The sequence below is a fragment of the Paenibacillus sp. JNUCC32 genome (genome assembly GCF_014863545.1).
In the GTDB taxonomy this organism is placed as follows: Bacteria; Bacillota; Bacilli; order Paenibacillales; family Paenibacillaceae; genus Paenibacillus_AQ; species Paenibacillus_AQ lautus_A.
In genome coordinates this window covers 3,628,962-3,642,530 of record NZ_CP062260.1, presented here as the reverse complement: position 1 = coordinate 3,642,530, position 13,569 = coordinate 3,628,962, and the positions used below count along the sequence as shown (strand labels likewise).

The 13,569-nt window shown below is 48.6% G+C and carries 12 protein-coding genes; 9 read left to right on the top strand and 3 right to left on the bottom strand.

Features of this window, described 5'->3' with window-relative positions; translation table 11 throughout:
• Window positions 1–23: 23 nt before the first annotated feature.
• The 3 genes from typA (at window position 24) to JNUCC32_RS16415 (ending at window position 3,465) form a co-directional block, all read left to right on the top strand.
• Window positions 24–1,865, top strand: a complete 1,842-nt coding sequence (gene typA, locus JNUCC32_RS16425) for a translational GTPase TypA (protein WP_009592389.1) — start codon at window positions 24–26, stop codon at window positions 1,863–1,865.
• A gap of 39 nt (window positions 1,866–1,904) precedes the next feature.
• Window positions 1,905–2,198, top strand: a complete 294-nt coding sequence (locus JNUCC32_RS16420; protein WP_009592386.1) for a YlaH-like family protein — start codon at window positions 1,905–1,907, stop codon at window positions 2,196–2,198.
• 163 nt (window positions 2,199–2,361) lie between these two features.
• Window positions 2,362–3,465 carry an LCP family protein gene (locus JNUCC32_RS16415; RefSeq protein WP_192569226.1) on the top strand — a complete coding sequence of 368 codons (1,104 nt, stop codon included), beginning with the start codon at window positions 2,362–2,364 and terminating at the stop codon, window positions 3,463–3,465.
• A 456-nt stretch (window positions 3,466–3,921) separates the two neighbouring features.
• Here JNUCC32_RS16415 and JNUCC32_RS16410 read toward each other — a convergent pair whose 3' ends face one another.
• The gene (locus tag JNUCC32_RS16410) at window positions 3,922–4,620 is read right to left on the bottom strand and encodes a YhcN/YlaJ family sporulation lipoprotein (protein WP_192569225.1); all 699 of its coding nucleotides are present in this window, start codon (window positions 4,618–4,620) and stop codon (window positions 3,922–3,924) included.
• Between the two features lie 117 nt (window positions 4,621–4,737).
• Here JNUCC32_RS16410 and JNUCC32_RS16405 point away from each other — a divergent pair, with 117 nt between their 5' ends.
• On the top strand, window positions 4,738–6,069 hold the full coding sequence (locus tag JNUCC32_RS16405) for a PhoH family protein (RefSeq protein WP_192569224.1): 1,332 nt from the start codon (window positions 4,738–4,740) through the stop codon (window positions 6,067–6,069).
• A 197-nt stretch (window positions 6,070–6,266) separates the two neighbouring features.
• Entirely contained in the window at window positions 6,267–7,517 is a 1,251-nt protein-coding gene (locus JNUCC32_RS16400; RefSeq protein ID WP_192569223.1) for an extracellular solute-binding protein, read from the top strand.
• A gap of 33 nt (window positions 7,518–7,550) precedes the next feature.
• Here JNUCC32_RS16400 and JNUCC32_RS16395 read toward each other — a convergent pair whose 3' ends face one another.
• Together JNUCC32_RS16395 and JNUCC32_RS16390 are read right to left on the bottom strand one after the other, a co-directional pair.
• Window positions 7,551–8,663 (bottom strand): coiled-coil domain-containing protein, encoded by a 1,113-nt coding sequence (locus JNUCC32_RS16395; RefSeq protein ID WP_096773063.1) that lies wholly within the window; start codon window positions 8,661–8,663, stop codon window positions 7,551–7,553.
• Window positions 8,664–8,917: 254 nt separating this feature from the next.
• Window positions 8,918–9,154 carry a DUF2626 domain-containing protein gene (locus tag JNUCC32_RS16390; RefSeq protein WP_006209059.1) on the bottom strand — a complete coding sequence of 79 codons (237 nt, stop codon included), beginning with the start codon at window positions 9,152–9,154 and terminating at the stop codon, window positions 8,918–8,920.
• 341 nt (window positions 9,155–9,495) lie between these two features.
• On the opposite strand from JNUCC32_RS16390, the gene JNUCC32_RS16385 reads away from it, so the two are divergent.
• The 4 genes from JNUCC32_RS16385 to JNUCC32_RS16370 all read left to right on the top strand — a co-directional run bounded on the left by JNUCC32_RS16385 (window position 9,496) and on the right by JNUCC32_RS16370 (window position 13,457).
• Window positions 9,496–10,146, top strand: a complete 651-nt coding sequence (locus tag JNUCC32_RS16385) for an RsfA family transcriptional regulator (protein ID WP_090913118.1) — start codon at window positions 9,496–9,498, stop codon at window positions 10,144–10,146.
• A gap of 139 nt (window positions 10,147–10,285) precedes the next feature.
• Complete coding sequence (locus JNUCC32_RS16380; RefSeq protein ID WP_192569222.1) at window positions 10,286–11,245, top strand: ketopantoate reductase family protein; 960 nt, start codon at window positions 10,286–10,288, stop codon at window positions 11,243–11,245.
• An 11-nt stretch (window positions 11,246–11,256) separates the two neighbouring features.
• Window positions 11,257–11,643, top strand: coding sequence for a DUF3397 domain-containing protein (locus tag JNUCC32_RS16375; protein ID WP_192569221.1), 387 nt, complete (start codon window positions 11,257–11,259; stop codon window positions 11,641–11,643).
• A gap of 149 nt (window positions 11,644–11,792) precedes the next feature.
• Complete coding sequence (locus JNUCC32_RS16370; RefSeq protein ID WP_096773065.1) at window positions 11,793–13,457, top strand: peptide ABC transporter substrate-binding protein; 1,665 nt, start codon at window positions 11,793–11,795, stop codon at window positions 13,455–13,457.
• Window positions 13,458–13,569 lie beyond the last annotated feature (112 nt).

Below are 13,569 nucleotides of genomic sequence, written 5' to 3'. Positions count from 1 at the left end.
TAGAAGGGATTTGAGATATATTTATGCAATCAAGAGATCAGATTCGCAACATTGCCATTATTGCTCACGTTGACCATGGCAAAACAACACTTGTAGACCAACTGCTGCAGCAGTCCGGTATTTTCCGGGAGCATGAGACGCTGCAGGAGCGCGCGATGGACTCCAATGATTTGGAGCGCGAACGCGGTATTACCATCCTAGCCAAAAATACGGCTATTACGTATAAAGATTTCTTGATCAACATCGTGGATACGCCTGGACACGCCGATTTCGGCGGTGAAGTCGAACGTATCATGAAAATGGTCGACGGCGTTCTGCTCGTTGTTGACGCATACGAAGGCTGCATGCCTCAGACCAAGTTCGTTCTGGGCAAAGCGCTTGCCCATAACTTGACGCCGATCGTCGTTGTAAACAAGATCGACCGTCCGGCTGCTCGCCCAGCTGAAGTGATCGATGAAGTGCTTGACCTGTTCATTGAGCTTGGAGCGAACGACGACCAGTTGGATTTCCCCGTAGTATATGCATCTGCCCTAAACGGTACTTCTAGCATGGATCCGGAGAAGCAAGACGATAACATGCTTGCTCTTTACGAAACCATTATCGACCATATCCCTTCCCCTACCGAGAAAGTGGACGAGCCTCTGCAGTTCCTCGTTACCTTGATGGATTACAATGAATATCTGGGCCGTATCGCCGTCGGCCGCGTGAATCGCGGTGTCATTAAGCAAGGCCAACCGGTTGCCGTTATGCTTAGAGACGGTTCCACCAAGAATGCCCGTATCGAGAAGCTGTTCGGTTTCCAGGGACTGAAGCGGATCGAGGTTGCCGAAGCAGGCGCTGGCGACATCGTGGCGATCGCAGGCATCAAAGACATCAACATCGGAGAAACCATTGCGGATCCGCAGCATCCGGAAGCCCTCCCGGTTCTCAAAATTGACGAGCCTACCCTGCAAATGACGTTCCTGGTGAACAACAGTCCTTTTGCCGGACGCGAAGGCAAATGGGTGACATCCCGCAAGCTTCGTGACCGTCTCTTCAAAGAACTGGAAACGGACGTCAGCTTGCGAGTGGATGAGACGGACAGCCCGGATGCCTATATCGTTTCGGGACGCGGCGAGCTTCACCTCAGTATCCTGATTGAGAATATGCGTCGTGAAGGCTATGAGCTTCAAGTATCCAAGCCTGAAGTTATCGTAAGGGAAATCGATGGCGTCAAAATGGAACCGATCGAACGCCTCCTGATTGACGTGCCGGAAGAGAGCATGGGCGCTGTTATGGAAAGCCTTGGAACACGCAAGGCCGAAATGGTGAACATGGTGAACAACGGAAACGGTCAAGTCCGTCTGGAATTCCTGATTCCGGCTCGCGGGCTTATCGGCTACCGCACCCATTTCTTGACGCTGACACGCGGCTACGGCATTATGAACCACGCGTTCGACAGCTATGGCCCGCTGGTTGGCGGCCAAGTGGGCGGACGCCATCAAGGCGTGCTGGTTTCCACGGAAAACGGATCTTCGACGTTCTACGGCATGATGTCGGTTGAAGACCGCGGAACCCTGTTCCTGGAACCGGGAACCGAGATTTATGAAGGCATGATCGTCGGGGAGCATACCCGCGACAACGATATCGTCGTCAATATTTGTAAAGAGAAGCAATTGACCAACGTTCGTTCGGCAACGAAGGACGATACGGTGAAATTGAAAACACCGGTCATCTTCTCGCTTGAGCAAGCTCTGGAATACTTGAACGACGACGAGTATTGCGAGATTACGCCGAAATCCGTTCGTCTCCGCAAGAAGATTTTGAACAAGAGTGAGCGCGAACGCGCAGAAAAACATCGTAAAATGGCGCAAGCAAATCTATAATAGATAGAGATCTACTTGCCCAAAAGGAGTGAACCTATCATGCAGGAATGGTTTGCCGCGCACCCGCTCGTTTCGTATATCGTCATATTTGTGCTGATCACCTACGTTTACAACAAGGTATTCCGAGTGAAGCAGAAGCTTCCTCTGTTGAAGGAGATTCTCCTGTATATCTTGATGGCCCTGGGTTCGGCGATACTGCTTGTGTTTCAGATCGATAAGCTGCCGATTATCCAATGCTTGTTGGTCGCCGTGGCGTTGATGCTGATGGTGCGTATTCGATACTTTGTTGAAGATCGTCAGAAGAAGAAGGCTCAAGCCGAGCCGAAGTCATAAGGTTTGTAGAAATTTAGCATTTCAGGCAACAACCATACGGCAACTTTTTGTCAGTCCCCATCGTTTATAAGAGAGAGAAGTCAACCATGGTCCGGTAAATGCTTCGCAATTTGAAGCGTTTATCGGACATTCATCTAATTTGAATGAAATCAGGTGTTATGATATGAATCCTACTCATACCAGTCTCCCTCCAAGAGCCAAAAGTGGGGGGAAGGGCAAGAAACAGCCAGTTCCTAAAAAGAAAAAAAGCCCATGGAAATCATTTTTTAAATTTATTCTGATCGTACTGCTAATCGCAGTTCTGGCTGCAGCAGGTTATGCCGGATACTTGTACTTCAAGGGCAATGAGATCATTGAAAAAAGCGGGATCGACAAACCTGTAGCTCCAGGCCAGTCCGCAAAGGAAAAGCCGATCACCGTGCTTCTCTTGGGAACGGATCATCGCCCGGAGACGGGGACTTACTTGACGGATGTGGTCATGGTCGCCACCATGCATCCGGAAACCAATACGTCGACGCTGGTATCCCTGCCGCGGGATACGCTGATTGAACTTGAAGGATACAAGGCGACGAAGCTGAACGCCTACTACCCAAGATTTAAAGCAGCTTATAAAGCAGCCGAGAAAAAGGAGCCGGGCAGCGGCATTCCGGCAGAAGAAGAAATGAAAGTCATGATGAGCAAGTATCTTGGCGTTAATATCGATTATGTAACGGTCATCGATTTTCAGGGTTTCCGCGACGTCGTGGATACCTTCGGCGGGGTGGATGTTAACGTACAATACAACATGTGCCACCGGGATTCCGTGGATGGAACCGACATCAACCTGACGGTGGGTCCGCAAAAGCTGGACGGCAAGAAGGCGCTAGACTATGTGCGTTACCGCAAATCAATGAACTGTAATCCTAAGACCAAGGAGTCCAACGACTTTGATCGCAATGCCCGCCAAAGCGAAGTGTTGCATTCCTTGCTCGACAAGATGAAATCATTCGGCGGCGTTACGAAGGTCGGCAATGCGCTGGATGCGGTCAGCGACAACATGACCACCGATTTCGAGCAGGAGCAAATCCGGAACTTGCTTGGGACTTATTATGATATTGGAAAAGAAGACGTTAAATTCATGCCGATTACCGGTGAGTGGAGAAGTCCTAACGTTTACATTAATGCAAATGAACTCAATGCAGCCAAACAAGCGCTGCAAGATGAGCTAGCAGGGAAACACAACGCCGGCGATCAGGGAACAGAAGCGGATTCTGCAACGGCTCCGTGACAATTGAAGGCAAGTTTTATCGTATGTTATAATACAATGTATCAGATGGAGATCATTGTACAGGAGGCCGAAGGAATGTCCTACCTCATGATGCATACGACACACCCATTGATCCATAGTCGGCAGACGGGTTGCCCTGCCCCTGCATTGGTGCGGGCGGATTCCATTAGGGAATGGGAATCCTTCGGATGTCGTCCTTCTGATTCCATGTCGCTCATGACGGGTTCTTTCGACATGGGTGTCCATGTTGCACCGAATAAGCAGTCATACTCCAAAAATGTTAACGGTCATGTCCCTAGCGAAGCAGTTATGCCTGCTAGTGGCGTTGTTATGACCTTAAAAAAAGCCCAGTGAGCATCACTGGGCTTTTTTTGTATGAAATTTGGAGACTTGTGACGGACAAACTCGGGTCATGACGGGATATGTCCGCGCGTAAGACCGAATTCATCCTCAAGCTTATTTCCCGTTTTGTGGATGGGCCGGTGCATGACCGCGATGATTTGGATTTACCGTTTTAGCACCGTTTTGCTGCATATTTCCGTTTTGCTGCCCATTCCCGTTTCGCTGTGCATTCCCGTCTCGCGGCGTTACGTCTTTCGGCAATTGAGGGATGATACGGCCAACGATGTCTGCAAGTTCACTGGCAAGTCCGGAAACAGGATGTCCCTCCTGAATGTGCCGACCAAGCTCGGCAATGCGGTTGGCTACGTCCAAATCGGCGGTAACCAGCGCATTGGCGCCTGCCGGATCGGTTTGAAGGGCTTCCGCGACCGTGTATTTAATGGTTCCAACTTCTGCACGATCTAAATTTCCATCGACATTCAGCCCGACGACAGCCGTATTGCCCATGACAACACAGTTCGCGTTTTTAACGCCAGGCACGCTCTCAGCCAGTGATTTCAGGTGATTTGCGGTTGTAGCGTCAACTCGTCCGTTGTTATCATTTACGTTACCGACACGCCCCGTATTGGGGTTATCCGGTGTCCAACCGTCTACATTGTTGGTGGTATAACCTCTGTTCCCGTTCATGTTGCGAACACTGTTAGCAGTGGTTCCATCGGTTTGATTACGAGGAGAGGGTGATGCATTGTTATTGGCGGTCCCGCAGCCTGCGAGCAACAACACCGCCAGCATGATGGATAGAGCAGCTCTCATGGATTGATCTGTCCTTTCGTAATAGAATTCGCTAAATTACTCCAGTCGCTACGCTTATTATGTCCGGGACGGAAAGGTTTATGTGTGTACCTGATGAAGAAGCAGTGGAGGGATAAGATGAAAAAAATATTTGTACTGGATACGAACGTACTGCTGCATGATCCTCAATCGATTTATGCATTCGAGGAGCATGAAGTCATCATTCCTGCGGTGGTTCTTGAAGAGATTGATTCCAAAAAGCGAAATGCCGATGAAATCGGCCGCAATGCCCGTATGGTCTCCCGATTGCTTGATGGGCTTAGAGAACAAGGGCATCTTCACGACGGAGTTCTTCTGGAGAACGGCGGGACGTTGAAGGTTGAGCTAAATCATCGCAGCTTCGTCAAGGTACAGGAGTTATTTAGCGAAGCATCGAACGACAATCGTATTTTGGCTGTCGCGTTAAATTATAAATTGGAGGAGGAGCCGAAGGAGGACGGAAGACCCGTTGTTCTTGTCAGCAAGGATGTCCTCGTTCGAATAAAAGCGGATGTGCTTGGGCTAACGACACAGGATTATCTATCTGACCGCACGGCGGATCCAAGCGAATTATATCCGGGATTCTCAACGATCAAGGTGCATCCTTCTGTGATCGATGAATTCTACAGCTATCGTTATTTGCCGATTAAACCACTTCAACTCTCTTATCCGCTTTATCCGCACGAATTCGTTATTCTGAAGGACGAGATGGGAACCGGCAAGTCTGCCCTTCTTCATGTGAATGAAGATGCAACCCGTCTAGAGCCGCTTCATCTAAGCAACGAGCCCGTATGGGGCATCAGTGCCCGGAATGCTCAACAGCGCATGGCGATTGAGCTTCTCCTGAATGACGACATTCCGCTGGTTACCATTACGGGAAAAGCCGGAACGGGAAAAACTTTGCTGGCATTGGCAGCAGGACTATCCAAGGTGGAGGATGAGCACAAATACAAAAAACTGCTCATTGCGCGTCCGGTCGTTCCGATGGGGAAAGATATCGGATATTTGCCGGGAGAAAAGGAAGAGAAGCTGAGACCGTGGATGCAGCCGATCTATGACAACCTGGAGTATTTGTTCGACACCAAGAAATCCGGCGATATCGATAAAATATTGATGGGTCTGGGAAGCATCCAGGTAGAAGCACTGACTTACATCCGCGGTCGCTCCATTCCAGGTCAGTTCATCATCGTTGATGAGGCTCAGAACTTATCCCGCCATGAGGTCAAGACGATTGTTTCCCGGGCGGGAGAAGGGAGCAAGGTGATACTGATGGGGGACCCCGAACAGATTGACCATCCCTACCTGGATGCCGTTAGCAATGGGTTGACCTATGTGGTTGAACGATTTAAGCAGGAAGGTTTAAGCGGACATATTACGCTGACTAAAGGGGAGCGTTCCAAGCTGGCACAGCTGGCGGCCGATTTGCTGTAGCGTGATATTTCCCGAGAAATGATCTCACAAAGTAACTTGTACGAGAAGGACTGTCCGGAATTCATAGGACAGTCCTTTTAGCGATCGGGTCCTATTAGTAAAATATGGACTGGTAAATTATAAAAAAAGATAGGACAAGAGCACTATAAGTTTGGTAAAATAAGGGCATGCGACTATGGGAGGAGTGAAGAGGGGATATGAAGAGGAAGAAATATTGGTTCTTATTCGCCATTTTATTATTATCCTTATCCAGTTTATCTCCCAGCTTTGACTTCACTCATCATACGAGACGGGAACCGCCCGGGGATGAACCGATTCCTCCGCAGCAGAGGCCGGAGGTACCAGAGAGCGACCTGGGCCCCATCAAGGTCGGCGTCCAATTGAATCCGGACGAGCTGAGGCACCTGAAAGCGCTCAACGAACGCTTTATGGAAGAGACCGGAGCCGAGATCGAAATCACGCCTCTGGAAACAGCCAGTACGGAGAAAGAATCGTTTTTGCTTCATATGTCCCTTGGCGAAGGACCGGACATTATATTAACGGATTCCCATTACATTAAAGCGCTTGCAATGACGGGATATCTTCTGCCCGTCGATGCATCACAGACAACGGTGACCGGCGAGGATACCCTGAATGGTCTTCTGCCGCAGCTGCAATGGAACGGGTATCAATGGGGAATGCCTTTTGATATAGATCCCTATATCGTGACCTGGCAGACCGAAGGGAAGGACGGCGCCTCATTTAACATGCCGGAGAGCCGTCAGGCTTGGAAGGAATATATGGAGCTTCATAAGACGAGCCCTGTCCTCTCATTTGATCCGAAGGATCCTTACGCATTCGGCGCGGCGGTGCATTTGCTTGAAGGCGATCCTTCCAAGCCGGATCAAGAAGTACTTGAAATGTTAATCCGCAATCACCTTCGAAAGATGGAATCGTCCCACGGCGCAGCAGCTACGATAGAAACGGGGCAGGAACCTTCCTCTGGCATAGAGGAGGCTTCCGTGGCCATTGAGCCGTATTCGAGCTTCGCGGACCGAGAGGTAAGCGGATTGTCTTCCGCATTGGCCATGGGAAAGAGTCATTTGAATACGCCGGTTGTGCGAGCGAGAAGTTTTGCGGTAGCCGCACAGACGGAGTCGTCTGCGCTTGCCATGAAATGGATTACGTATATGACAAGCAAAGAGATGCAGCAGGAATGGAGCAAAACGTCAGGAACACTCCCCGTTGTATCCGAAATGTATGTCACGGGCACGAACCTGAGGGATCGGGGCATTTGGCAAAAAGCAGCGGTTCCCGCCCAGGTGCTGCTCTCTCGGAATGAGCCGGCCGCTTTGGATTTTGGCGATTCGGAAGGTTTCCAGACTTATAGCGAATCGGCATATCGATTGCTGCATGGCGAAATAACGGTTGAAGAATATATGAAATTGTACACGCCTGCTCAACCATAACAAGAAAAAAGCTGCCCTCGAGGGCAGCTTTTTCTATAGATCCAGCTCCATTTTGACCACTAATCGTTGATCGTCGCTTGCGACCTCCGTCGCTTTCAAGAAAGAAACCAGCTGCTTGGGATAAAAGTTCATGTCGAATTCTTCCTGCAGCGCTCTGCGCGTTGTGTCGGGCAATTCCAGCCGGTTGAACACAAGTTTGTCGACTTCAAACATAATGGCATTCTCCGGTTCGTTAATGACGGTGTATTTCCCTTCAATCAGCAGCGACAAATTTCCGCTTTCGCCGGAAGCTATTACTTTTCCATCGTCAAAATGAAACGCAAAGCTATTAAAGATTTCGTCTTCGGATCTTAAAAACGTGTTGAGATCATCTTCATGGATGTCGATGGTGTATACCTTGCCGTTGGTCTTCAGTATGTTCTTGCTGCCTTGGACGAACGACGGCAGATTTTCCATGGCGCTAGCCAGGGCCTGGAAATGACGCTTCACCTCGTACAGCCCTACATTCTCCCAATAGAGGGTAAACTCCTCGATCAGCCTCTTCATGGCATCCGGATTGCCGCTGGCTGTGAGTGCTCCATCTACCTGCTGCTCAAGCGCAAGCACCCGTTCGCGCTGCTTCACCAGGCTGTCCTTTACTTCGGCGAGCTGGGACGCATTCCGTGCTGCTTCAGCCTGAGCGGAAGCAAGGGAGCGGTACTGATTGTTATACACGGTAAGCGTATCCCGGTCGTTCTGAATAATAATATCGTAAAAGTCCATGACGCGGAAAAAGCCGGCTAAGTCTTTTGCAGACAGCAGCATGAAAAATAAGTTATCCCGCTCACCCATGTAATATGACCGAAGGACGGCGGCCGCCCGAGCTCGCCGGTCTTCAATGCGCAAGCCCATATCCTGGATTTGGGTTTGCAGCTCATTCTGAAGAGTCTGCAATTCCTCCATGCGTTTGGTTATCCGTTCGATTTCATGATCGATTTCCACGATGGAGAGGCTGTCCTCCAGAAGCTTGCGCGCCTCTTCCGAGTCAGGCATGACGGGGCTGACATCCTGCTGGGAATAAACCGCAGCGGGAGCGCCGATGAAGCAGAAGAACAGGGTTAAACACAGCAAGACCGGGAGGAGTGGGTATTTTACTCGTACTTTCAAACGGGAGTCCTCCTTGCATGGTTGTTAGTCGAAAGGATACCAACCATGGTCTGTCCCTTCATTTTTACCAATATATGACGCGTACGACTCAATTATCAACCTTTAGGCACTAAAAAAGCGATCCGGCAGCTAAAGCACCTGATCGCTCTTTTAAGTACTTGTTCTCTAATCGCAAGGAAAATCCACCAGCGCAGCCTCAGGTTGTCCAGGTTGACCGCCGGCGGATCTCGTTTATCGCTTGCATGGTTTACATATTAGAGTGGTTTGCCCATAATGAAGACCGTCCAGTAGCTAAAGCCTGTGAAGGTCACGATCATATAAGCCCAGAAGAGAAGAATATAGGTTCTCTCCGTGAATTTCAAATATCCCAGGATCACGAAAAATGCGGTCTGCAGGAAGAAAAGCAGTGCCATTTCAATATGATCTCCGGCAAAGGCCATCAACCCGATGGTCAGGGTGAAAAAGCCAAGGACTCGAAACATCCGTGCCACGATTATATCCTCCTCTCGTATGTACGCACATAATGCTGCTATGAACATTATAGCGTTATGGGAAAAACGTGTAAACGCCTAACTCAAGAAAACCCTTTATTTTTTATTATTAACCAGAAGCAGGACATTGAATTCGGGAACAATTTGGGTGAAACGCCCCTTTTCCCTCCGTAAGAGTATGATCTGTAATCAAAATGGAAATACATTTTAGTATCAAATAGATTCTATGAACTCTATGAGAGGCATAGAAATGAACTAAGCAGTTTTTATACCCTATTCAGCAGCCGATTTACGGTATTGAAGACGGTTATTTTAGGATGTCGTTAGGAGGGTTTTATGGTATGTCAGCAGTGAGACAGGATGCATGGAGCGCAGAGGACGACCTAATACTGGCGGAGGTAACCCTGCGTCATATTCGTGAGGGCAGCACCCAATTGGCTGCCTTTGAGGAAGTCGGAGAAAGAATAGGCCGGACATCGGCGGCTTGCGGATTTCGTTGGAACAGCTGTGTTCGCAAGAAATATGAGGATGCTATCAGCTTGGCGAAATCTCAGCGTCAAAAGAGAAGTTATTATAAAAAACAGCCTTCCGCCAGCGGACCTCAAGTTGCAGGATTGGCAGCTCCGGAAATGGAGCACGATGTTTATAAAAATGATGGCGCAAGCGAAGAGACGCTGTCCATCGATGCGGTGATCCGTTTCCTTCGTCAGTGGAAGGGCGGGCTGCAGGAAAGTTCACGCCAGTACAAACTGCTTGAGAAGAATTTGCGTGAAAAAGAGGATGAGCTTGCAAGGCTCCGCAGCGAGAATCAACGGTTGTTGAAGGAAGTAAGCGAAGTGAAAACCGATTACCATGTGGTCAATGACGATTATAAGGCACTGATTCAGATTATGGATCGGGCACGGAGGCTGGCTTTTTTGAATGAAGAGGACGAGGAACTGAAGACCCGCTTCAAAATGGATGCCAACGGTAATCTGGAACGAATCGAATAGGTAAAGGTTGTCCTGATCCGCCGTAACCCGCACTAGTGCATTTCATGCGCTTTGGCGGGTTATTTGTGCGTATTGAAGATTATTCTGATATATACTAAGACTAGCACATCATGTTTAAAGACAGTAATGGGGGATGATTATGAATATACATATCATCGGGGCCGGCTCTTTGGGCCTGTTGTATGCCGGCAAACTTGCGGCTTCAGGCTGCGGCGTCACGGTATGGTGCCGCAGCGAGGAGCAGGCGAGCAAACTCCGGGCATCCGGCATCACGATCGAGGAAATGGAGGGGAAGCCTCAGACCGTTGCCCCCCATGCTTTTTCGGTCCGTGCATGGGATGCCTTTGCCGAGTCGGGAGCGGCAGCGGATGCGGATTATCTCTTTCTCATGTTGAAGCAGCAAGGGATCGAAGAGATGGCTAGGGAAGTGCTGGCACCATTCGGACACCATCGCCGCAATCTCATATGTTTTCAGAACGGTACAGGCCATTTGGAACGACTTCGGGAGCTGCTGCCCATGTGGAAGCTCTATACGGCGATTACCACGGAAGGGGCCAAGCGTACAAGCAGTTCTTCGGTTCTGCACGCCGGCCACGGAACGACGACAATCGGCAAAATGATGCCTGTTGCGAGCTTTATAGGGGCAACATCCCGCGAAGATCATGAAATTGAGCTGGTTAAAGAGCTGAATAGAGCAGGATTTGAAGCTTTATTGTCGAATGAGATGGATGAGATGATCTATCGTAAACTGCTGATGAATGCGGTCATTAACCCTTTGACTGCATTGTGGCGGATTCCGAACGGAGCGCTGTTATCCTCCCCTGAACGGGTCGGGCTTATGAAGCAGCTGTATCATGAAGGAATCCTTGTATATGAAGCTGCCGGAATTCCGTATGGAAACAAGCTGTGGGAATGGATTGTAAGCGTCTGCCAATCCACTTCGGGTAACACGTCCTCCATGCTAAAGGACGTGATGGACGGCCGAACGACGGAAGTTGCCTGGATTAACGGAAGCATTGTCCAGCTTGGACACAAATATGGCGTTTCAGTGCCAAAACACGAGCTGATCACGCAGCTCATCGAGGGGATGAATCTATAGGGGGTCTAAGTATGGGGGTTTTACAGGGGCTGTTTAACACATTGAGTCTTTTTCCGTTCATTCCGTTTCTGATCGTGTATATCATAGTGCTCCAAAGAAATAAGAATCGAAAACAAGCGCTGGAGCTGGCCATGGATATCACCACCTTTTTTATGCTGTTCTCGGTTTCCGCCTTGTTTAATACTACGTTCCAGACCAAATTCGGATTTTATCTGATACTCCTGATGCTGCTGATCGCGGCGGGGCTGATCGGGAGTGCGCAAAACCGCTGGAAAGGCAAGGTAAACGGTAAAAGGCTGCTGCGGGCCGTGTGGAGGCTCGGCTTTGTGACAATGAGTTTTGGTTACATAGTTTTTACATTTTTTGGTCTACTCTCCTACATAATTAAGATGATGTAAGTACAATCTAATAACTAGTATTATATGAGAAATCTGTTTGATCATTGGATCAGGCAGATTTTTCAATTTATTGATTTCTGGATTTTTTTGACCACTGGTTGTATAATCGATAAGCATATACCTAAAATCTATGAGGGGGATACCGCAAGATGAAGAAACACAAGAAACTCCTGCTTCTCATGACGCTGATTCTTGCCTTCAGTTCAGTGTTGGCAGCATGCGGAGCTGACAAGAATGATCAAAGTGCCAACAACGGGGAAGCGGGCAACAAGCCGAAAGAACAAGTCTTTCGTATGAACCTTGCTTCTGACCCTCCAACATTGGATCCGGGATTGTCTCAGGACAATACATCGAATACGGTAATCAATGCTGTGTTTGAAGGTCTGGTTCGTAAAGGTGCAGACGGTACCGAAGAGCCAGGCGTAGCCAAAGAATGGAAAATTTCTGAAGATGGCCTCAAATATGTCTTCACGCTTCGCGAGGATGCCAAATGGAGCAACGGCGATTCTGTAACGGCTAAAGATTTCGAATATGCATGGAAACGCGTACTTGATCCGAACTTTACGCCGGCATCGCCTTATGCATATCAGCTGTATTACGTGAAAAACGCTGAAGCGTACAACCTTGGCGAAATTAAAGACGCAAATGAAGTTGGCGTAAAAGCAACTGATGATTACACGCTGGAAGTAACGCTGGAGAACCCGACGCCATACTTCCTCAGTTTGATGTCATTCCAAACCTACTTCCCGGTTCACAGCTCCGTTGAAGGTAATGCTTCTTGGGCAACGAAACCGGATACGTTGATCGGCAATGGTCCGTTCAAAGTTTCACAAATGACGAAGGGTCAAAAGATCGAGCTTGTTAAGAACGACCAATATTGGGACAAGGCTTCCATCAAACTTGAAAAAGTTCAAATGAGCATCGTCAACAGCTCTGCGACTGAGCTTTCAAGCTATCGTAACGATGAATTGGATTATGCAGGACATCCAACGGGCAACATCCCGACCGATCAACTTACGGCGATCAAGAAGGAACTGGGCGATGAATTGATGATCAAAGGCATTTCATCGACTTATTTCTATATCTTTAACACAACGGAAGAACCATTTGACAATGTAAACATCCGTAAAGCCTTCTCGATGGCGATTGACCGTCAGGCAATCGTAGAGAAAATTACGCAGGGCGGACAACTTCCTGCACACGGGTTTGTTCCTCCGGGTATCAAAGGTGAGTCCGATGAGTACCGTAAAGAGGTGCCGGATACTTACTTCGAAGAAAATCTTGAAGAAGCTAAGAAACTGCTCGAGCAAGGTATGAAGGAAAAAGGCTATACCACGTTGCCTGAAGTTACTCTGATCCATAACTCCGATGACAACCACAAGAAAATTGCGCTTGCCATCGCGGATATGTGGAAGAACAACCTCGGCGTTACTGTTAAGGTTCAAAACCAAGAGTGGGGCGTATTCCTGAAGAACCGTACGGACCTCAACTATCAAGTTGCACGTTCCGGCTGGGGAGCAGACTATAACGACCCGATGACTTATATCGACATGTGGACATCCAATGGCGGAAACAACGACACTGGATTCAAGAACGAAGAATATGACAAACTTGTGAAGGATGCCTATGCGACTAGCGATAACGCCAAGCGTATGGAGCTGATGTCCCAAGCAGAGAAAATTCTTGTTCAGGACAATCAAGTTGTGATGCCGATCTACTACTATTCCAGTGTATCCCTGGTTAAACCATGGGTGAAGAACCTTCATCTGGATTATAAAGGTGATATCGATTTCACACGTGCATATATCGAGTAGTCTTTTATAAGCATTTATGAAAGGTTGCGGTTCGGGATATATATGTGGGGCATTTTTAAACCTCATATATATCCCGATTTTTTTGTATGAACGCAAGGTTTCCAAATCTTGT